The sequence below is a fragment of the Chitinophaga arvensicola genome, assembly GCF_900110835.1.
GTDB classification, from domain to species: Bacteria; Bacteroidota; Bacteroidia; order Chitinophagales; family Chitinophagaceae; genus Chitinophaga; species Chitinophaga arvensicola.
In genome coordinates this window covers 894,753-915,024 of record NZ_FOJG01000001.1, presented here as the reverse complement: position 1 = coordinate 915,024, position 20,272 = coordinate 894,753, and the positions used below count along the sequence as shown (strand labels likewise).

The 20,272-nt window shown below is 46.6% G+C and carries 19 protein-coding genes and 1 riboswitch; of the genes, 10 read left to right on the top strand and 9 right to left on the bottom strand.

Annotated elements, in window-relative coordinates; genetic code table 11:
- Window positions 1-8: 8 nt before the first annotated feature.
- The 7 genes from BMW79_RS03940 to BMW79_RS03910 form a co-directional block, all read right to left on the bottom strand.
- On the bottom strand, window positions 9-887 hold the full coding sequence (locus tag BMW79_RS03940) for a hypothetical protein (RefSeq protein ID WP_089890855.1): 879 nt from the start codon (window positions 885-887) through the stop codon (window positions 9-11).
- A gap of 220 nt (window positions 888-1,107) precedes the next feature.
- Window positions 1,108-4,293 carry an efflux RND transporter permease subunit gene (locus BMW79_RS03935; RefSeq protein WP_089890853.1) on the bottom strand — a complete coding sequence of 1,062 codons (3,186 nt, stop codon included), beginning with the start codon at window positions 4,291-4,293 and terminating at the stop codon, window positions 1,108-1,110.
- A gap of 40 nt (window positions 4,294-4,333) precedes the next feature.
- On the bottom strand, window positions 4,334-5,404 hold the full coding sequence (locus BMW79_RS03930; protein ID WP_089890850.1) for an efflux RND transporter periplasmic adaptor subunit: 1,071 nt from the start codon (window positions 5,402-5,404) through the stop codon (window positions 4,334-4,336).
- Window positions 5,405-5,449: 45 nt separating this feature from the next.
- Window positions 5,450-6,805: a TolC family protein gene (locus BMW79_RS03925; RefSeq protein ID WP_089890847.1), complete on the bottom strand. Its 1,356-nt coding sequence runs from the start codon at window positions 6,803-6,805 to the stop codon at window positions 5,450-5,452.
- A gap of 25 nt (window positions 6,806-6,830) precedes the next feature.
- Entirely contained in the window at window positions 6,831-7,448 is a 618-nt protein-coding gene (locus BMW79_RS03920) for a TetR/AcrR family transcriptional regulator (RefSeq protein WP_089890843.1), read from the bottom strand.
- Window positions 7,449-8,054: a TetR/AcrR family transcriptional regulator gene (locus tag BMW79_RS03915; protein ID WP_089890840.1), complete on the bottom strand. Its 606-nt coding sequence runs from the start codon at window positions 8,052-8,054 to the stop codon at window positions 7,449-7,451.
- Between the two features lie 198 nt (window positions 8,055-8,252).
- On the bottom strand, window positions 8,253-9,512 hold the full coding sequence (locus tag BMW79_RS03910; RefSeq protein WP_089896769.1) for a pyridoxal phosphate-dependent aminotransferase: 1,260 nt from the start codon (window positions 9,510-9,512) through the stop codon (window positions 8,253-8,255).
- A gap of 383 nt (window positions 9,513-9,895) precedes the next feature.
- On the opposite strand from BMW79_RS03910, the gene dnaN reads away from it, so the two are divergent.
- The 3 genes from dnaN to BMW79_RS03895 all read left to right on the top strand — a co-directional run bounded on the left by dnaN (window position 9,896) and on the right by BMW79_RS03895 (window position 12,497).
- Window positions 9,896-11,014, top strand: a complete 1,119-nt coding sequence (gene dnaN / locus BMW79_RS03905; RefSeq protein WP_089890838.1) for a DNA polymerase III subunit beta — start codon at window positions 9,896-9,898, stop codon at window positions 11,012-11,014.
- Between the two features lie 342 nt (window positions 11,015-11,356).
- Entirely contained in the window at window positions 11,357-12,190 is an 834-nt protein-coding gene (locus BMW79_RS03900; RefSeq protein ID WP_089890836.1) for a sterol desaturase family protein, read from the top strand.
- A 52-nt stretch (window positions 12,191-12,242) separates the two neighbouring features.
- A complete protein-coding gene (locus tag BMW79_RS03895; RefSeq protein ID WP_089890833.1) occupies window positions 12,243-12,497 on the top strand; it encodes a hypothetical protein in 255 nt (84 codons plus the stop codon).
- Here the strand turns inward: BMW79_RS03895 and BMW79_RS03890 are convergent, their stop codons facing one another.
- The gene (locus BMW79_RS03890) at window positions 12,498-12,971 is read right to left on the bottom strand and encodes a lipocalin-like domain-containing protein (protein ID WP_143059064.1); all 474 of its coding nucleotides are present in this window, start codon (window positions 12,969-12,971) and stop codon (window positions 12,498-12,500) included.
- A gap of 65 nt (window positions 12,972-13,036) precedes the next feature.
- Window positions 13,037-13,147, top strand: a riboswitch (TPP riboswitch).
- Window positions 13,148-13,198: 51 nt separating this feature from the next.
- Between BMW79_RS03890 and thiS the strand changes: the two genes are divergently transcribed.
- The 7 genes from thiS to thiH all read left to right on the top strand — a co-directional run bounded on the left by thiS (window position 13,199) and on the right by thiH (window position 19,360).
- Window positions 13,199-13,402, top strand: coding sequence for a sulfur carrier protein ThiS (thiS, locus tag BMW79_RS03885; RefSeq protein ID WP_089890828.1), 204 nt, complete (start codon window positions 13,199-13,201; stop codon window positions 13,400-13,402).
- A gap of 86 nt (window positions 13,403-13,488) precedes the next feature.
- Window positions 13,489-15,345 (top strand): phosphomethylpyrimidine synthase ThiC, encoded by a 1,857-nt coding sequence (gene thiC / locus BMW79_RS03880; protein ID WP_089890825.1) that lies wholly within the window; start codon window positions 13,489-13,491, stop codon window positions 15,343-15,345.
- Between the two features lie 75 nt (window positions 15,346-15,420).
- A complete protein-coding gene (locus BMW79_RS03875) occupies window positions 15,421-16,086 on the top strand; it encodes a thiamine phosphate synthase (RefSeq protein ID WP_089890823.1) in 666 nt (221 codons plus the stop codon).
- Window positions 16,059-16,811 carry a hydroxymethylpyrimidine/phosphomethylpyrimidine kinase gene (locus BMW79_RS03870; RefSeq protein ID WP_089890820.1) on the top strand — a complete coding sequence of 251 codons (753 nt, stop codon included), beginning with the start codon at window positions 16,059-16,061 and terminating at the stop codon, window positions 16,809-16,811. Before BMW79_RS03875 ends, BMW79_RS03870 begins: the two co-directional genes overlap by 28 nt.
- Window positions 16,812-16,824: 13 nt before the next feature.
- The gene (locus tag BMW79_RS03865; protein WP_089890817.1) at window positions 16,825-17,457 is read left to right on the top strand and encodes a thiamine phosphate synthase; all 633 of its coding nucleotides are present in this window, start codon (window positions 16,825-16,827) and stop codon (window positions 17,455-17,457) included.
- On the top strand, window positions 17,445-18,218 hold the full coding sequence (locus tag BMW79_RS03860) for a thiazole synthase (protein ID WP_089890815.1): 774 nt from the start codon (window positions 17,445-17,447) through the stop codon (window positions 18,216-18,218). Before BMW79_RS03865 ends, BMW79_RS03860 begins: the two co-directional genes overlap by 13 nt.
- Window positions 18,219-18,247: 29 nt before the next feature.
- The gene (thiH, locus tag BMW79_RS03855) at window positions 18,248-19,360 is read left to right on the top strand and encodes a 2-iminoacetate synthase ThiH (RefSeq protein ID WP_089890813.1); all 1,113 of its coding nucleotides are present in this window, start codon (window positions 18,248-18,250) and stop codon (window positions 19,358-19,360) included.
- 421 nt (window positions 19,361-19,781) lie between these two features.
- On the opposite strand, the gene BMW79_RS03850 is transcribed toward thiH, so the two are convergent.
- Window positions 19,782-20,240, bottom strand: coding sequence for a ferritin-like domain-containing protein (locus BMW79_RS03850; RefSeq protein ID WP_089890810.1), 459 nt, complete (start codon window positions 20,238-20,240; stop codon window positions 19,782-19,784).
- Window positions 20,241-20,272 lie beyond the last annotated feature (32 nt).

The window sequence follows — 20,272 nt, the reverse complement described above, 5'->3', positions numbered from 1 at the left end:
GCCTCATTTTATAATCCATATTCTTTCAATGGAACTATCTTCAGGCGGTTATCCAACAGCTGTGGAATCAACAGCGTGCGCTGTTTCACATCAATAGCAATATCCGCCGGCGCCCGTTCCACTTCTATTTTTTTGTATTGCTTTTTATCCAGATCGTACACATACAAATTACCTTTCGTAGGTTCTTTAATCACGATCCAGTCAGATACCAGCAAACGGTGATCATCTATCAACACTATTCCATCCAACACCCCGGTAGGCGTATTCTCCAGCGGTGTAAAAGCAGCGTTTTGATCATGCAGCTTTTTTGAGAATATTTTACCGGTGCCGTCCAGGTTGGCTCCCATGGAACACACAAAGATCTCATCCGTTTTTGCGTTGTACACCACGCCGTTAGGCACTACCATATTGCCTTTCAGCTCTGTGTAGGTTCCCGTTTGCACGTTTACCAGTAACGCATGATCCTTAAAGGAATCTGTTACTACCAGCAAACTATCATTGATCCCTGTTACATCATTGAGCAACGCCGCTTTCCCCCCTTCGAGGTTCAGATCAAACACCTTCTTCCTGCTGGCAATATTATACCCTTTCACATGATCGATGTCCGCTACATAAATTACATTCCCGATAATATCCAGCCCCTTTGGAGCATGCAGTACATCATCAAAATATTTAAGCGTTTCCAGTTTTCCTTTACTATTAATGTAGGAGATACTTCCATCTCCATCTTTCGCCATGGCATCCAGATTAACGCCAATATTGGAAACAAAATAACCGTCTTTGTAGGCCACTGCACTCTCCGGAGAGGCTAAGCCACTAATCGTTTTTTGCGCATGAAGTACGCAGGGGGCAAACAATATTGCCAAAACAGGGAACAACATTTTCATGGGAGGGGGTATTTGATGCAAAAGTAATCAGCGGAAAGGGAATGTGGAATGTGAAAAGGAAAGAATGACTTGTTAATTTCAAAGAAAAGTGCGGATAACCTCACCCGCATTCCTAGTGCTCGCAATTCGCGAACAGCGAACACCGGACAAAAAAAGCCGGAGTATGATTACTCCGGCTATTACCTAAACCTACAACTGTTACACTGTTAGTAACATATCTTTAATTCGCATGAACTTTATCATGTAACGACACCTCGTCATAAGGAGCCACCATACGCTGTCTGATATAGCGTTTGGTCGACAACTTACCGATGCCCAGCTTAGCCATACCCTTATCCACAATCATGTATACCACCGGTACCACAATCAGGGTCAGGAACATGGAGCTGATCAATCCTCCGATGATTACCCAGGCCAGACCATTCTTAGTGGAGGCCACACCACCTGTTGCCAATGCAATCGGCAACATACCGATCACCATTGCGATGGTGGTCATCAGGATAGGACGTAAACGTGCGTTGTTCGCATGGATCAGCGCTTCGTAAGTACTTTGTCCCTGTTCTTTCATCTGGTTGGTAAAGTCCACCAGGATGATCGCATTCTTCGCCACCAGACCGATCAACATGATCATACCCAGGATGGTAAAGATGTTCAGCGTATTGTTGGTCAGCGCCAGGGCCAGCAAGGCTCCGATAATCGCCAACGGAATAGAGAACAATACCACAAACGGATAGATATAGTTGTCGTACAGCGCCACCATAATCAGGTATACCAGTACAATGGAGATCAGCAACGCCGCACCCATGGTACCAAAGGAATCACCCTGGTTTTCTGCATCACCACCAAAGAGGTAGCTGATACCGGTGGGTTTACCCATCTTCGCCAGTTTCTCTGTGAACTCCTGCGTTACTGTACCGGAAGGGCGACCCATTACCTGCGCCTGTACAGACACAGAGGTATTTTTATCCCTTCTTTCCAGGTGGCTCGGTCCGGAACCTTCTGTTACGGCTGCAAACTGCGACAGTTTGATCAGCTGGCCTTTATCATTGATGAACTGTATATTGGATACGTCTTCTACGTTTTTACGGCTGAAGTCATCAAAGCGGATGTTGATATCATATTCATAATCGCCCTGACGGAACTTCACTTTGGAATCATCTGCCGTACCACTGAAAGCGGTTTGCATGGTTCCACCCACGGCATCGAGGGTGAGGCCCAGTGCAGCCATTTTATCCCTGTCTACCTGCACGTTAATTTCCGGGTTACCATCTTCTACAGACAGCTTCACCTCAGTAGCACCACTGATGGTTTTGAGGGTATCCATGGCTCTCTTGGCGTAGTTCATTACACTGTCGAGTTCTGTACCCATCACGATCAGTTCTACCGGCGCTCTTTCCGCAGTACCCAGGATACTCACATCCGTGGTTTTTACTTTTACACCCGGTAAAATGCTCTTTAATTCTTTCTTGATTTTAGCGGCGTAGATATCGGAGGCATCCAGACGGTGTTCCGGACCTACCAGCATAACGGTGATCTCAGATTTATAAGCAGTGGATTGAGAAGTACCGAAACCATCTTCACTGGTCTGACCTACTGTAGTGATCAAACGGGTTACTTCCGGTTTCTTGTTCAGGTACTTTTCAGCAGTACGTGTAGCCAGGTTGGTTTGCTCTACAGACGCATCTTTCGGCATTTCCAGCATCACGATAAACTGTCCACGGTCACCTTTAGGAATAAACTCCCCACCGATGTAGCCTTTACCTACCAGCATGAAAGACAATACCAGTAAGCCGATAGATACCAGCAGTGTCCATCTTTTGTGTGTCAGCGCCCATTTCAGGATGCTGGTCATCCAGTCGGTAAATTTCTGCAGCTGTGCTTCAAACCAGAGAATGAATTTTTCGAACAGGTTCTTACCGGTAATATGTTCCAGCTTACCAAAGCGGGACGATAATAATGGTACGATCATGAACGACGACAGCAAACTCAACATGGTTGAAATCATTACCACCACGCAGAATTCACGCAGAATTTTTGATACCAGTTCATTGGTTAACGAGATCGGCAGGAACACCACCACAATTACGAGCGTAATGGAGGTAACGGTAAAGCCTATCTCTTTTACACCGTCGAATGCAGCACGGACACGGTTCTTACCCATTTCCATGTGACGGTAAATATTTTCCAGTACCACAATCGCATCATCCACAAGGATACCTACCACCAGTGATAAACCCAGCAATGACATGAGGTTGAGCGAGAAGCCCATCATCTTCATACCAATGAAAGTGGCTATCAGGGAGGCCGGGATGGAGATCATTACGAAGATCGCACTACGGATACTGTGTAAGAACAACAACATCACAATCGCCACCAGCGCTACCGCCAGGATAAGGTCATGAATTACGGAGTCGGCAGATTCCAGCGTAAAGTCGGAGGAATCGTTCGCTACCAGCATCTTCAGGTCATTGGCTTTATAGTCTGCTTCAATTTTAGCAATCGCTTTTTTCATCTCCTCACTCACGGTTACCGCGTTGGCATCCGTTTGTTTCTGCACCTGGAGGGCAATCGCATTCACCCCATCTACACGGGCAATACGTTCTGCATCCTTCTGGGAATCCTGTACATCAGCTACATCTGATAAACGTACCTGGGTGCCGTTTTCAGTGGTTTTCAGTACGAGGTTACGCAGTTGATCTACGTTCTTATACTTACCCGCCAAACGGATCAGGATCTGTTCGTTGGCGGTTTTTACTTTACCGGTCGGGAAGTCCAGGTTGGCATTGGTAATCAGCTGACGCAGTTGCAGAATAGACAGGTTAAACGCCTGCATTTTCTTAGGATCTACGTTTACCTGTATCTCACGTTCCTGGCCACCAATGAGGGAAACCTGCGCCACACCCGGTAAACGGGATAATAACGGCTGCAGTTTCTTATCGACCAGGTCATAAAACTGCTTGTCGTCCATTTTAGCAGTGGCAGACAGCGTCATGATCGGCAGGTCATCGATAGAGAATTTGTTGAGAGATGGCGGCTTCGCATCACCTGGCAGATCCGCCAGGATAGCATTTACTTTACGTTGTGCATCCTGCAAAGCAATATCCACATTCGCATCGTTGTTCAGCTCCACCGTAATAACAGAGAGACTTTCAGAAGATTTGGAAATGATCTTCTTGATCTTTTCCATGGATGCTACCGCATCTTCAATCTTCTTGGTAATGGTACTTTCTACCTCATTGGGAGAGGCGCCCGGGTACACCGTTGCAATGGTGACGATCGGGGAACTGAACTTCGGTAACAACTCGTAGTTCAGCGATTTATAACTCATCACGCCCAGGAGGGTGAGGATGGTAAACACCACCACCACAATCGTAGGTCGCTTAATTGATACTTCAGTAATCTTCATGTTGCAAAAATTTGGTCAAACACCAGATACATTTCCTCGCTTACTTCTTGTCGCTTTGAACCGCTACTGTAGCGCCTTCTGTCAGGTTAATCTGACCACTGGTAATTACGGTTTCACCTTCGTTCAGGCCTTCCCGTATTTCCACTTTATCGCCTACAATACGTCCGGCAACAACAGTGCGTTTCTTCGCTACGTTGCCTTCCATTACATAAATGGTATTACTGTTTACACCACCCACGAATGCTGTACGGGAGATGAAAATAGTCTGGGAAGCATTAGGGTCCACGAAATGCGCGGTGCCGTACATACCTGCTTTCAGGTCTTTACCGGCAATGTTATTGACTTCCATTTCTACCGGGTAGTTGAGGGAGTTGTCGCCTTTCGCAGCAATAAAGGTGATGGTACCTTCATATTTGGTTTCAGGGAATACATTGGAAGTAACTTCCACTTTCTGACCTTTCTTCAGGGTTACTACCTGTCCTTCCGGTACAGATACGGCGAGTTTCAGGTGAGATACATCTACGATGTCGAACATTTTATTGCCGACAGAGAGATAAGCACCCTGCTCGATATATTTTTTGTTGATAATGCCGGAGATAGGCGCCTTAACATAAGTATCACTTACGCGGCGACTGGCAGCCTCGTAGCGGGTTTTGGCGATGTCGTACTGTAAGCGGGCATCATCCATTTGTTTCTGGGTAACACCACCTGTCTGGAAAGCACTTTCGTATCTTTCTTTGTCAACTTTCAGTTGGTTGAGGTTTGCTTTTGCAGATTCCAGGTCGGTGCTAACGATCTGACCATCTATATAGGCAATGGGTTGTCCCTGTCTTACCACGCTGCCTTCATCTACCAGCAGTTTGGTAATACGGCCGGCAGTTTCCGCGAGGTACGACAGTTCGCGTACCGGTGCAAAATTACCGTTGGCCAGGAAGCCGTTGGCAAAATCGTTGCGGTTTACTTTCTGTACCAGCACCGGGATATCGCCGATATTACTTTGTTTTACGAATTCTGTTTTGGCCTCATTCGCTTTCTTGTTGGCGTTGAGTTTCCACATGATCAGTACTACTGCACCTATTGTCACCAAGCCCCAGATTATAAACTTTTTCATCTGCAAAATAGTTTGTGTGTTCTATCCTTGTTTTCGTTTATACGATTAATTGAGAAGATCTTTCAGACTTCCTTTACTCTTTATAATTTCCAGCTCTGCCAATTTGTATTGCAGCAGGGCTTCGTTGTAGCTGTTTTGTGCATCTGCCAGGGAGGTTTCTGCATTCAGCAGGTCGGTTAAACCAGCGAGACCGAGCTTGTAGTTATTCTGTGTAGAATAATATACTTCGTTGGCGAGGTCCATGTTTTCCTTCTGGGTAGTGATGGTAGATAAATTGCTACGTACCATCAGTTTGGCATTTTCATAGTCGGTGTTCAGTGCCAGCTCAGTATCTTCCAGTTGTTTGCCGATCTGCCGCAGGGTTACATTCGCCTGACTTACTTTGGAGCGGCGGCCGAAACCATCGAAGATGGGCACTTTCAGCGAGATACCGATGGCGGAAGCGCCAAACCAGCTGGTAGAGTTGGAAGGATCTTTGGAGAAAGCGAATTGCTGGCTCATTCCATTATAGGAATATCTTCCGAACAAAGACAGGGAAGGGTAGTTATCTGCCTGGTAAGCTTTCTTCTGAAAAAGTTGCAGTTCTTCCTGCTTCTTCAGCAATTTATATTCTGTTCTGTTAGCGAGATTGATATCATCATACTGCAATACGCCGGCAGCTTTGGTTTCAATATCTTTCAGCGAAGCAGGCGGCAACAGGAAGCTGGATTGCAATGGCATGCCCATTACACGTTTCAGGTTGTTGGTCTGTGTCGCATACTGGTTCAGCAGCTGCGTGCGCTGTGTCATGTTATTGATAAGATTCACTTTGATACGGTCCAGGTCAATTTTCTTTGCGAGGCCATTATCAAACTGTGATTTGGTGGCGCTTACCAGTTGGGTAAGCTTTTCGATATTACCATTGATAGTGATAATTTTTTCCTGTGTCACCAGCAACTGATAGTAGATCTGTGATACATTGTAGATCACATTCTCGGCCGATTGCTCCGTTTGCAGTACATAATATTCTGTACCTGCTTTAGCTGCTTTCAAACCGGTAAATACTGACTGGTTGTAGATCTGCTGACTCAGTTCAGCGCCTACGGTCGCATTGTATTTTACGCCAAAGGCTACCAGGATAGAGCTGTCTGGTTTACCAAATACAGCGCCGGGAATGAGTGATTTCTGCAGCATCAGGTTATCCGTGTAGGATGCGTTACCATTCAGCTGAGGCAGAGCCTGGGAGCGGACTTCCTGGATCTTGTATTTACTCATTTCCTCGTCCATCTTGGTTTTGGCCAATTGCTTGTTATTGTTCAATGCAAACTTCAGGGCCTCTTGTAAGGTTAGCTGCGTTTGGGCATAGCCGTTATAGACCCCTATCCCCATGAGGAGGATAAGCGTTAACTTTAATCGCTTCATAAATTAATTCAGTTAGCGTAGTAGTTTATTCTTCTTCTTTTATTTGCAGGTACTGGTTTACCAGTTTATGTCCCCGTATAGTGGCAATTCCCAGTACAAAGTGGGCGGTTACCTGTTCCATTACTTCATGCATTTCAAATTGATCTGCAGGGTACTGAATCGGGTCGAAAGCTGCCTCCAGCTGCAGCTGGCGCATACGTGCTACAATATCTATGTGGAGGTTCTGACGGTATAGGCCTTCCGCCATTCCTCTTTTTAAATTCTCTTTGATGTTGCCGAGCATGCCATCCGACTTAAAACTCTCGATGCTGCGCCAGGTATCCGGATGATACTTCTGAATTTCATGCAGCATAACCGGGTTCAGGGTTTTAGCCATGTTGGTGACATACTTCATGTTGCGCACCATTTCTTCAATGGCGTTATCGGTGGTTTGCAGACATTGGGTGAAGTAGTTGATGTGGTTATTCAGCAATTGCTGCATCCCTTCGTCTATCAGCGCCTGTTTATCTTCAAAATGCTCGTATACTGTTTTCTTCGAAATGCCACAGTCGCGGGCAATATCAAACATGGTCACTCCTTTCACACCGTAGGTTCTGAACATTTTCAGCGCCGTTTCCAGTATCCTTTCTCTCACTACCATCATTTATGCTTTTATTCCTTTTATAAAGATGTCCAGTAATTGTTTTTGTTTTTCAATTACCTGGTCCATCATTTCTTCGTCCATGTCCATGTCTTCGCGGATATGGTCCGGAACGGAGAAGCGAAGTCCCATGGTGGCCAGCACCAGTAGTTCTGCGGTTTGTGCCGGGTCCTTCACTTTAAATTCTCCGGAAACAATACCCGCTTTGATAATTTCTGTGTGGATATTAAACTCGCGTTGTTTTGCCTTTTTCTTTTCTTCCAGGAAAAGGGCGGAGTTATCCTGTAATATTTGAAATATTTCGAGCCTGCAGAATTTGCTGATAAAGTCTTTCCGCAGATCGATAATATTATATAATGCTTTCGATGCCGACTTTACCTGTGCGGCTTCTTTCTCCATCTGCTGGAAATAACTTTCGGCAATCCTTTCCAGTACGGCGAGGTGCATCGCTTTCTTGTCGGGGAAATAATAATACAACGATGCTTTGGAGCAGTGAAGATCATCTGCTATTTCGTTCATCGTTGTTTTAGAAGCGCCATAATGAGTAAAACGCTTCAGAGCCGCCTCCAGGATCTTATCCCTCATTTCATCTTTAGCTTCTGTGTGCATTAACTTTTTGACTTTTTTAGTTTCAAGGTCAAAATTAGGGACATTTTTTGAATTAGTAGCGATAGTTGACCTTTTAACAGCTATTTAACTTTTCGATGACAAAAGTCAAAAAGTCAGATACTGGATAAAAAGAAGAGCGAAGAAGGCCGCGTAACCCGCGTCCCTCTTCGCTCTTTATAAAGATCTACAAAAAGTAGTTTATTTCAACTTTTCGAGTGCAGCCTGTAATTTCTCAAACATCGCAGGGATTTCTTCTTTTACGCAGGTACCAACGCTCAGTCTGTACCAAGGAGAATTTTTAGAAGATCCGAAAGCAGAGAACGGCACCAGTGCCAGTTTCGCTTCATTCAGGATGTAGGAGGTAACAGCCGCCTGATCTGCCAGCGCAGTGCCGTCAGCCGTTGTTTTACCTACCAGGTCGAATTTAATGGTGAGATAGATAGCAGCCTGCGGAGCAATAGCATCTACCTGATGGCCGGCAGCTTTCAGTTTATTGAAACCTTCAGCGATTTTTACCAGTCTTTCTTCGATTTCACCTTTAAAGTGAACCAGGTATTTATCCACATTCTCTTTCTGTACCAGGTAGCGGGCAGCAGCTTTCTGTTCTGCCATCGGGCTCCAGGCGCCTACATGAGAAAGAATGGATTTCATTTTGGCGATCACATGTGCGGGTCCTAAAGCCCAACCAACGCGAACACCGGTAGCGGCAAATGCTTTACTCATACCATCGATGAAAACGGTGTAGTCTTTCATTTCAGGACGGAGACTTACCGGGTTGTAGTGGTGCGTTTCACCGAAGGTGAGTACCCAGTACATCTGGTCGAACAGCACGTAGAGCGGCTTTTCATCGGCGCCACGGCTTTTGTTTTCTGCCAGTACCAGGTCGCAGATTTCTTCCAGCTGTTGTTTTCCGAAAGCAGTACCGGTAGGGTTTTGCGGAGAGCAAAGCGCCAGGAGGTTAGCACCTTTCAGGAGTGGTTTCAATTCAGCCGCAGTAGGCATGAAATCATTTTCCGGCTTTGTTTCCAGCACTACGTGTTCCGCTTCCAGGAAGTGGGTGTAGTGGTTATTGTTCCAGGAAGGTGTAGCGTAAACAACTTTTTCGCCACGGTCCAGAATGGTTCTGAAAGTAGCGTAAATGATAGGACGACCGCCGCAGGAAATAACGATTTCCTTTGCAGGATCGTAGGAGAGACCCTCACGCTCAGCTATAAAATCACCTACTGCTGTTCTCAACTCTGCGATACCATCTGCAGGAGGATAATTAGTCAGGTGCTCCTTATAGGCTGTTATGATTTCCTGTTCAAATTCAACCGGGATAGGAAATACCTTCGGGTCAAAATCGCCAATCGTGAAGTTGTAGATCTTCTCACCCTTGGCCTGTTTCTCCTTTATTTCAGCTGCTAACTTGATGATTTCGGATCCAATCAGTGTTTCGGCTAAATGAGACAGTTTCATAACCTGCTTTTTTTTATTGGTTTGTAATAATTTTTCAGCGCGGCAAAAGTAACCGATTTGAACATAATTTGAAAGAATGACCAGATTCTTTTCGCATTCGTCAATAAACAACCCAAGTTATTGCATCTCATCTAAGCAAAAGCTGTTTTTTTATTCTTTCTGCATAGTATTATACTAAAAAGAAATATATGAAGGACTGCAAATCGTTGTGTAAAACCACGTTATCTTAGTGTATAAGATGTGATCAAATTAGGGAGAATGACGAAACTTTCTATCTTTGTTTACAGTACATTTGACCTTTTATGCGAGGTGACATGTGAATGAACAGATGTGCGTTATAGGTTACCCATCAACAAAAAATGATAAGCAAACTTGTATAAACCATGAAATTTATTGTTTCTTCCTCTACTTTATTAAAACAATTACAACAGATCAGCGGGGTTATCAATTCAAACACGGTATTGCCTATACTGGAGGACTTCATGTTCCTGATTGACAAAAACGAACTGACTGTAGTTGCAACTGACCTGGAAACTGTTATGCGGGTGAAGCTGGAGGTGGAAGCCAAGGAAAGCGGACGGATCTGCATCCCGGCAAAAATCCTGATGGATTCCCTCAAGAATCTGCCTGACCAGCCGCTTACTTTCCACATTGACCTGAACTCCTATGCAGTGGAGATCACTTCAGACAACGGTAAGTATAAGGTAATGGGCGAAAATCCGGAAAACTTCCCGAAAGAACCAGCTGCCGACGACACTACCTCTTTCACTATGGCCGCAACCGGACTGGTAACTGCCATCAACAAAACCCTGTTCGCTGTTAGTAACGACGACCTGCGCCCTGCTATGACAGGCGTATTCTTCGAACTGGCGCCAGACAGCCTTACTTTTGTTGCTACCGATGCACACCGCCTGGTGAAATATGTAAGAACAGACGTAGCCTGCCCGAAAGCAGACAGCTTCATCGTGCCTAAGAAACCGTTGAACCTTCTGAAATCTGCACTGCCGGACAACGATAGCGAAATTAAAGTAGCTTATAGCCAGAACCACTTCTTCGTGCAACACGAAGGCGCCCAGATGATCTGCCGCCTCATCGATGCCCGTTTCCCTGACTATAAGGTAGTTATACCAAAAGATAATCCTTACCGCCTCACCGTGGTAAAAAGCGACTTCCAGAACGCGTTAAAGCGTGTAGGCGTGTTCGCGAACAAGAGTACCAACCAGGTTGCCCTGAGCATCACCGGTAGCGAATTACAGTTGTCTGCACAGGATGTTGATTTCTCCTTTGAAGGTAACGAACGCATGAACTGCCAGTACACCGGCGACGATATGCAGATCGCCTTTAACGCAAAGTTCCTCATCGAAATGCTCAATGCTGCTGAAGGCGACGAAATCTCCATCGACCTGGCCACCGCCACTAAAGCAGGTATCCTCAGACCTTCTGAAAAAGAAGAAAACGAAGATCTGCTCATGCTGGTAATGCCGCTGATGCTGAATAACTAGTTGTTTCTGTTAGCTAAATGCTAAAAGATAAATACTTATAGCTAAAAACTTATACATAAAGCAATCTCTAACAAAGAGGTTGCTTTTTTCTTTGCCCATGGCTCAAAAGAGCCTTTTATTATTCCCCAAATAGTTGTAATTTTTCAGCGGAATCAGCGGTGGAAACATTGCAAAAAGATTCAGAACAGTAACGCAAGGGTAATAACAGTAATGCATATATGATTACTGTGTATTATAATAAAAGATCACATCCCCCCATATCCACTGCAGAGATTTTGTTGGCCTGGTTAAGGAGAACCACAGCATAGCGTCATTTATACCGTTATATATATTTTACCAGTTATGGTAAGCTTTTTTGAACATATTCCGTCAGTATACCGTACTGCCATATTAGTTGGCGGACTCCTCCTGTTATGGATCATTGAGGGCATGGCGCCCCGGTTCCGTTTCGGTGGCCACCGCTATAAACATGCCGGTACCAACCTTTTCTTTACACTCACCACAGCGATTGTAAATACAGGACTGGCATTTCTTATTCTGAAAGCTTCCCGCTTTACGAGCGATCAGTCATTCGGCCTGCTCTATCTCGTTTCACTACCGGTATGGCTGCACGCACTGCTGGCTATTATGGGAATGGATTTTATCGGCGCCTGGCTTATTCACTGGGTACAACATAAGATCGCCTGGATGTGGCAATTTCACCGCGTACATCACATCGACAAGGAAGTAGATGCAACCACCGCGCTCAGACATCACCCGGTGGAAAGCCTGTTAAGGGTACTGGCCCTTTTCGCCGCCATTATCGTGCTCGGCGTACCCTTCTGGATGGTGATGCTGTATCAGAGCCTGTCCGCGTTCCTGTCGCAGTTTAACCACGCCAATATCCACCTTCCTAAATGGCTGGATAATGCGCTTAGCTGGGTCATTGTATCGCCGGATATGCACAAGGTGCACCATAGCCATTACCAACCCGAAACGGACGCTAATTATGCCAATATTTTCTCTATATGGGATCGTCTCTTCGGCACTTTTGTAAAAGTACCGGATACCCTGGCGATCAGATACGGACTGGATGAATACCAGGACACCCGCTACCAGGAAATTGGTTCCCTCCTAAAAGTACCCTGGGAACATGCCACCGTGATAAAGGAAAATATCAGCAGTCAACATAAATAACCTATTTGCAAACACTTATTCCTTCACCTCTTTTTTTAAAATTCGAATACATATGCAACAACACTCAACAACATTAACAAAAACGGCCTGTATCTCAGCGCTCATCATTGGTGTATTGTCTGCCGCTTTCGCGTTCAGCACACACACTCCTTCCTATGCAGTTACCGCTGGTTCCGGAGCTATCCTGATAGGTCTTATTTCCCTGTTTATGGGCAGAAAGAATATTGATGATATGCAGCTCGCTGCTGCCGGTATTTTTATGGCCGTGGTAGCCTGCCTGGTAGGACTCTGGCAGCTATATAACTGATTATTTCTGTTTGTGGTATTTTTCCACATAGCCTTCTGCGGCTTTTACAGGAAATAATACCAGTGAAGTATCTGACAGTTCTTTTATAATAGTTGTATCCACAATCGTGGAAGTATCTTTCACACCTTCGGAATGATTCCATAACAGTAAGGTGTCGTGCGTCAGCAACCATTTCTCATATACCAATGTGTACATATTAATGGATTTAGCTGTTCCGTTCTTTCTTAGCAGGAAACCCTGCGTTTCTTTATCCAGGCCCGCTACGGGCTGTATCCACCTACCTATGAGCTTAGCTGCATCAATCTGCAGCGTATCCGCAACAGCAGCGATGCTGTCAGTAATGCCGGCATTACTGCTGTCTGCGATACTTATCAGGCTGCTGTCGTGCTGCAATTCTTCCTGCTCCACCGTATGCTTATTCCCATTACAGGCAACCGCCATCAGTAGAAAACACACTAAACTGAATCTTACCATAATTTAAAAATACACAATTCATCATTCGTAATGTGCAATTTTTAAATATTTCCATTACTTTTACATCTACACTTTAGGGGTGTTTATCCAATATTAACATAGATGGATAAACTGAGATGATACCCTCAGTACCTGAAGCAGTTCATACTGCCGTAGGGAAAAGTAACTGAACCTTTCTCATCTTCCACATCCTTAAAGTTTATTGTTTCACTTAAATTCCAACAAACATGGAAGTGCATGTAAACAATAAACTTTATGCGGTGCAGCCGGGAACAACCATCGCTGCACTCTTACAGTTTATTCAGATCTCTGCTCAAAAAGGCATTGCAGTAGCCATTAACAACCAGGTGATACCAAAAGCCGCCTGGGAAAACCAATCATTGACTGCAGCCGATAACATTACCATTATCAGGGCTACCCAGGGCGGCTAAACGCTGCGCTATTTTTATTTCGTATAGTCTTTTCCGTAATAGTCATTACGGAACCGGCATTTCTATCTCTAAAAAAAACTGACATCATGCATAATCAGCCGGTGGCACTCAGCCGCACACCATTTCCTGCATCAGAAAAAATCTATGTAGATGGCACACTCCATCCCGTTAAAGTAGCCATGCGCAAGATAACGCTCACGGATACACGTATACACGGAAAGAACGGCGAAGCCGTACCCAACGCACCCGTGATTGTATACGACACCAGCGGCGCCTTCTCCGATCCCAATATCAATATCGACGTAAGCACCGGTATTCCCCGCATCCGCGAAACCTGGATCAGCGAACGGAACGACGTGGAAACACTACCCCAGTATTCCAGCCCGTTTGTGAGAAGCCTGCTCAAAGAAGGTGGTAAAATGCCCCTGATGAGCCGCACCCATCAGCCTCTCCGCGCAAAAGCCGGACAAAATGTAAGCCAGCTGTATTACGCACAACAAGGCATCATCACCCCGGAAATGGAATACATTGCCATCCGTGAAAACCAGTGCGCCGATCAGTTATATGAACAAAACAATGCACTCTGGCATCAACATAAAGGACAATCCTTTGGCGCCAATACACCGGTGAAATATATCACGCCCGAATTTGTACGCCAGGAAATCGCCGCCGGCAGAGCCATCATCCCCGCCAACATCAATCACCCGGAAATAGAACCCATGATCATTGGCCGCAACTTCCTCGTGAAGATCAACGCCAACATCGGTAACTCTGCCGTTACTTCCAGCATAGAAGAAGAAGTGGAAAAAGCCGTATGGGCCTGCCGCTGGGGAGCAGACACCATCATGGATCTGAGCACCGGTAAAAATATTCACGAAACCAGGGAATGGATCATCCGCAATTCCCCCGTACCCATTGGTACCGTCCCCATTTACCAGGCGCTGGAAAAAGTAAACGGGAAAGCAGAAAATCTTACCTGGGAAATATTCCGCGACACACTGATTGAACAGGCAGAACAAGGCGTCGATTACTTCACCATTCATGCCGGCGTATTGCTCAGATATATACCGTTAACGGCTAAACGTGTTACCGGCATCGTATCCCGTGGAGGCTCCATCATGGCTAAATGGTGCCTGGCCCATCACAAGGAAAACTTCCTCTATACCCACTTTGAGGAGATCTGCGAAATCATGAAGGCCTATGATGTTTCTTTTTCCCTGGGAGATGGATTACGCCCCGGCAGCATCGCTGATGCAAATGATGCCGCGCAGTTCGCGGAACTGGAAACTCTCGGCGAACTCACCAAAATAGCATGGAAACACCAGGTACAGGTCATGATTGAAGGTCCGGGACATGTACCCATGCATCTCATCAAAGTAAACATGGATAAGCAACTGGAACACTGCCATGAAGCTCCCTTCTATACACTCGGTCCTTTAACTACCGATATTGCTCCCGGTTACGACCACATCACCTCCGGCATCGGCGCCGCCATGATCGGCTGGTTTGGCTGTGCCATGCTCTGTTATGTTACGCCAAAAGAGCATCTCGGCTTACCAGATAAGGAAGATGTAAGGCAAGGCGTGATCACCTATAAAATCGCCGCTCATGCGGCCGATCTGGCCAAAGGCCATCCGGGAGCACAACACCGCGATAATGCCCTCAGCAAAGCCAGGTTTGAATTCCGCTGGGAAGACCAGTTCAACCTCGCGCTGGATCCGGAAACAGCACGCGCTTACCACGATGAAACACTCCCCGCTGATGGCGCTAAAGTGGCGCACTTCTGCTCTATGTGCGGACCGAATTTCTGTTCCATGAAAATTACACAGGAAGTAAGAGACTTCGCCGCAGAACATGGCATGGGTGAGGAAGATGCCGTAAGTGCAGGTATGCAGGAGAAAGCCGCCGCGTTTGCAGAACAGGGTGGGGAAATCTATTTATAAAGGATAACCCTTGCCGGTCTGCTACCTGCGTGAAAAACAAAGCCAGGCCATCAGTAACAATCAAAACTTACAGCCGTGATCTGGATTATCACATCACCTGAACGGGTATACGAAGAGGAAAAAATAATAACGGGGCTGCTCAACGCAGGTGTGGGTCGTATCCTGTTAAGAAAACCGGGCTGGTCCACAGAACAGTATGCCGCGCTGCTGAATCAACTGCCGGCCAACTATTATACCCGTTTACTGATCCGCGACCAGCCATCACTGGCCACCGAATACGGCCTGGCGGGTGTACATTGGAGCGGGGAGGGGAGAAAGCAATTAACCGCAATTACGGTGAACTATGCCGGGGCAAATGGAAATGACACGTCTGTTTTCCCGGCAGATAGCTCCATGCATTACACATCTCACGGAAAATTTCAGGAAAACAGCACCGGCATCCATTCAACAGATGAAATAACGCTAACGAACAAACGCTTTCAAACTTTACTGTTAAGTCCAGTATTCAACAGTATCTCCAAACCAGGCTACCAGGGCAAATTTGGGGTGCCGTTACCACATAGCAGGCAACAACAGGTACTGGCTTTGGGAGGTGTGGATCAACACAATATTCACCTGGTAAAACAATGGCAATTTGATGGCGCCGCCTTACTGGGTGCCATCTGGCAAACACCGGCGCATGCCGTAGAAAACTATCAACGTATTCAGGAATTATGGAACAGCAACGCCCTTTCGCAATGAGCATCGCAGGCCTGGACCCCAGCGGGGGCGCAGGTTTGCTGGCAGACATCAAAACATTTGAGCAGCACCGGGTAAACGGTTTCGGTGTTTGCACCGCGCTTACCGTGCAAACACCGTCGCAGTTTGTATCGGTGGAATGGCTGCCGCTCACCTGTATACTGGCACAGTCAAAACCATTACTGACAGGCAATCCTGTCAGCTATTGCAAGATTGGCATCATGCCGGATATACAATCATTGCTGGCGTTGGTAAGACAGGTAAAGCAATTTTCGCCAGGTATCCGAATCATCCTGGACCCGGTGCTAAAAGCTTCTTCCGGCTTTTCTTTTCACAACAGTATTCATCAACTGGCATGGAAAGAACTGCTGGCCGAAATCTACCTGCTCACACCCAATTACGATGAGGCGTTACTGTTAACCGGACTGACAGACGGGGAAGCCGCCGCACGTCAACTATCTAGCGGTTGCGCAGTATTGTTAAAGGGCGGGCACCATAAAAACAAACCAGGATACGACATACTTTATATCAACGACGTTGTTCATACCTATCCGCCGTTACTGACAAAAGTATTTCCCAAACACGGCTCTGGTTGCGTGTTATCCGCCGCCATCACTGCAGGACTGGCCAACGGGCTTTCACTGGAAGAAGCATGTGATAACGGAAAGGCATATACGGAAAAATTACTGGCCAGTCATTCTTCCTTAACCGGGTATCATCATCCATAAATTTATCATTACAATGATCAGCAACTTACACTACATATCACAACCTTCACATACCGATAATATACTGGCGGCCTGTGATGCAGGCTGCAAATGGATTCAGCTGCGTATTAAAAACCAATCGGCAGAGCAGGTATTACCGGTAGCCGAAGCAGTAAAAAAAATCTGTGAGCGTTACCAGGCATCACTTATTATCAACGATTATCCACAGGTAGCTGTAGCGGTGGAAGCCACAGGCGTGCATGTAGGCAAACTGGATATGACAGTAGCCGCAGCCAGGGCTATTACCGGCCCGGACCTGATCGTAGGCGGTACTGCCAATACATTGGAAGATATCCTGCAACATGTGCAGGACGGCGCCAGTTATGTAGGCGTAGGCCCCTTCCGGTTTACTACTACCAAGCAAAATCTGAGTCCCATCCTGGGATTAGCCGGCTATCAATCCATCCTGCAGGCATTAAAGGAAAAAGGCATCACGATCCCGTTGATTGCTATCGGCGGCATCCTGCTGGAAGACATCCCGGCATTGATGGAAGCCGGCGTACATGGCATTGCTGCCAGCGGACTCATTACACAGGCGGCAGATAAGCCGGCCGTAGTCCGTGAAATTTATCACCAGTTAAACGAGTTGTCAACATGGAACCATTAATTATTGCGGGTAGGGAATTTTATTCCCGTTTATTTACCGGTACCGGGAAATTTTCTTCTACGGAGATGATGGAAAACGCACTGCTGGCCTCCGGCAGCGAACTGGTAACCGTGGCCCTGAAACGGGTGGAAATGGATAACAAGGCAGATGATATGCTGCGGCACCTGTCGCACCCCAGGATCAACCTGCTCCCCAATACATCCGGTGTGCGTACCGCCAAAGAAGCCGTATACGCGGCACAGTTAGCCCGCGAAGCGCTGGAAACCAACTGGATCAAGCTGGAAATACATCCGGATCCGAGGTACCTGATGCCTGATCCCGTGGAAACATTACTCGCAGCACAGGAACTGGTGAAACTCGGCTTTGTGGTGCTGCCGTATGTGCATGCCGATCCGGTACTCTGCAAACGCCTGGAAGACGCCGGTACTGCGGCCGTTATGCCGCTGGGCGCGCCTATAGGCAGTAACAAGGGTCTTAAAACCTTCGATTTCCTGGAAATCATCATTGCCCAGAGCAACATTCCCGTAATTGTGGATGCCGGGATCGGCAGTCCTTCCCACGCGGCACAGGCCATGGAAATGGGCGCCAGTGCGGTGCTGGTGAATACGGCCATTGCCGTTGCCCGTAACCCGGTGCAAATGGCGGCAGCCTTTAAGGCCGGGGTAGAAGCAGGCCGCATGGCTTATGAAGCCGGTTTACCTGTGAGCAGTCAGCAGGCAGTGGCATCAAGTCCGTTGATCGCCTTCCTGGATGAAGCTTAATTATTTTATCATCTTATTAATCCTACTATATGTTTAAAAGCATATTTGATCAGTATGAATGGAATGAGGTAAAGGCCGGTATCTATGCTAAAACAGCCAGGGATGTGGAAGAGGCCCTGCACAACCAGCGCCGGTCACTGGAAGATTTCGCCGCCCTTATTTCACCGGCTGCAGCGCCTTATCTCTCCCAGATGGCCGCGATCAGCAACAGCCTTACCCGGCAAAGGTTTGGTAATACCATGCAGCTATATATCCCCATGTATTTGTCGAACGAGTGCCAGAATATCTGCACCTATTGCGGTTTCAGTCTTGACAACAAAATCCGGCGTAAAACCCTGAGCCCTGCGGAGATATTAATGGAAACGGCTGCCATCAAGGAAATGGGATTTGAGCACGTGCTACTGGTTACGGGTGAAGCCAATCAGCTGGTAGGCACCGACTATTTCAAAAAAACGCTGCAACTGCTGAAGCCGCATTTCGCAAATATCTCTATGGAAGTACAACCCATGGATGAACAGGATTACCGGGAACTCACCGAACTCGGGCTGCATGCCGTACTGGTATACCAGGAAACCTATCACCAGGACGACTATAAAAAACATCATCCCAAAGGGCGGAAGTCCAATTTCGACTACCGGCTGGATACGCCCGACAGACTGGGACGTGCGGGCATCCACAAAATGGGCCTGGGCGTGCTTATCGGGCTGGAGGACTGGCGTACGGACAGTTTCTTTACCGCCCTTCACCTGGCCTACCTGGAAAAGAAGTACTGGCAAACCCGCTACAGCATCTCTTTTCCACGGTTGCGGCCATTTTCCGGCGGACTCACTCCTAAAGTGGTGATGAACGACCGGGAACTGGTACAGCTGATCTGTGCTTACCGGCTGTTTAACCAGGAAATAGAATTAAGTCTTTCTACCCGGGAAGAGGAAAAATTCAGAAATCATATGGTACACCTGGGCGTTACAGCGATGAGTGCAGCTTCGAAAACCAATCCCGGCGGGTATACTGTGGATCCTCAGTCGCTGGAGCAGTTCGAAATTTCGGATGACCGGAGTGCGGCAGCAATAGCTGATATGCTTAAACAGCAGGGCTATGAGCCGGTTTGGAAAGATTGGGATCCTGCTTTTTCAAGGCAATAAAAAAAGGTGGTTGGTTAGGCCACCTGATAGTTATTGTTGTTTTTCATGGGGAGGTTAAAAGTAATACAAGAGATACTTCTCTCAATCATACTAAAGTTAACAAACTACTCAGAACTGAAGAAGGGGTAAAGTAAACTGAACAAAATGAACAGCCACTATTTCTATGAACAAACGCGTTATCTGTTCAGTAATTCCGGCACTTTCTGACGGGCAAAAACACCCGGTCCACGCGTATTAAAAAGGGCTGCTTCAAACGATGAAGAAGCAGCCCTGTACCGAAAATCCCGTAGTTGCCATATTACTTATCAATATAAGTATGATTGGAATCTCATGACTTCAAATGTAATATGGCTATCCTGAACAACCGCTCCGGGTAGGGAGATGAACAAAAAGAACAGCCCCCTTCCTGCTGCACAGATGATTACTGACTCACCACGTCGCGATAGCTCTTAATAGTATCATGTGCTTCTTTGAGATTTGCCTGTTGATTGCCAATGAGTTCCCTCACGCTATACGGCATAGATACATCAATGCTCAATGCATCCGCATAAGCACGCTGCACGGCATCCTCTCCATATTCGCAGGAAGAAAACAGGGAGTACCTGTCGTTTCCGGCGAAAGTGGTTTTAATAGCCATCCAGGTGCGGTATAATTTACCACTTACGGTAGTATCTGTTTCGGCTTCTGCACCTTGCGCTTTCAGTTGCCCGTTCAAATCACTTACATACTTTAGGCTTTCATTGATCATATGCTGAAACAGAGCTTTCACATCTGCATCATCGGTCGCATCCTTTGCTTGCCTGTATCCTTCAATCCGGTCATTATTTATTTTTACGAGATCGCTTAAAAGTGTGACTAATTTTTCCTCTTGTTGTAACATGTCAAAAAATTTATGGTTAAAAAAAGAGTGCT

Coding starts and splice junctions, on each gene's coding strand:
- BMW79_RS03895 (WP_089890833.1), top strand. CDS start 12,243: ATGCAACAACACTCAACAACATTAACAAAAACGGCCTGTATCTCAGCG.
- BMW79_RS03865 (WP_089890817.1), top strand. CDS start 16,825: ATGATCAGCAACTTACACTACATATCACAACCTTCACATACCGATAAT.
- thiH (WP_089890813.1), top strand. CDS start 18,248: ATGTTTAAAAGCATATTTGATCAGTATGAATGGAATGAGGTAAAGGCC.
- thiS (WP_089890828.1), top strand. CDS start 13,199: ATGGAAGTGCATGTAAACAATAAACTTTATGCGGTGCAGCCGGGAACA.
- thiC (WP_089890825.1), top strand. CDS start 13,489: ATGCATAATCAGCCGGTGGCACTCAGCCGCACACCATTTCCTGCATCA.
- BMW79_RS03930 (WP_089890850.1), bottom strand. CDS start 5,404: ATGAAAAAGTTTATAATCTGGGGCTTGGTGACAATAGGTGCAGTAGTA.
- BMW79_RS03850 (WP_089890810.1), bottom strand. CDS start 20,240: ATGTTACAACAAGAGGAAAAATTAGTCACACTTTTAAGCGATCTCGTA.
- BMW79_RS03890 (WP_143059064.1), bottom strand. CDS start 12,971: ATGGTAAGATTCAGTTTAGTGTGTTTTCTACTGATGGCGGTTGCCTGT.
- BMW79_RS03940 (WP_089890855.1), bottom strand. CDS start 887: ATGAAAATGTTGTTCCCTGTTTTGGCAATATTGTTTGCCCCCTGCGTA.
- BMW79_RS03935 (WP_089890853.1), bottom strand. CDS start 4,293: ATGAAGATTACTGAAGTATCAATTAAGCGACCTACGATTGTGGTGGTG.
- BMW79_RS03870 (WP_089890820.1), top strand. CDS start 16,059: ATGGAACAGCAACGCCCTTTCGCAATGAGCATCGCAGGCCTGGACCCC.
- BMW79_RS03860 (WP_089890815.1), top strand. CDS start 17,445: ATGGAACCATTAATTATTGCGGGTAGGGAATTTTATTCCCGTTTATTT.
- BMW79_RS03900 (WP_089890836.1), top strand. CDS start 11,357: ATGGTAAGCTTTTTTGAACATATTCCGTCAGTATACCGTACTGCCATA.
- BMW79_RS03925 (WP_089890847.1), bottom strand. CDS start 6,805: ATGAAGCGATTAAAGTTAACGCTTATCCTCCTCATGGGGATAGGGGTC.
- BMW79_RS03915 (WP_089890840.1), bottom strand. CDS start 8,054: ATGCACACAGAAGCTAAAGATGAAATGAGGGATAAGATCCTGGAGGCG.
- BMW79_RS03910 (WP_089896769.1), bottom strand. CDS start 9,512: ATGAAACTGTCTCATTTAGCCGAAACACTGATTGGATCCGAAATCATC.
- dnaN (WP_089890838.1), top strand. CDS start 9,896: ATGAAATTTATTGTTTCTTCCTCTACTTTATTAAAACAATTACAACAG.
- BMW79_RS03920 (WP_089890843.1), bottom strand. CDS start 7,448: ATGATGGTAGTGAGAGAAAGGATACTGGAAACGGCGCTGAAAATGTTC.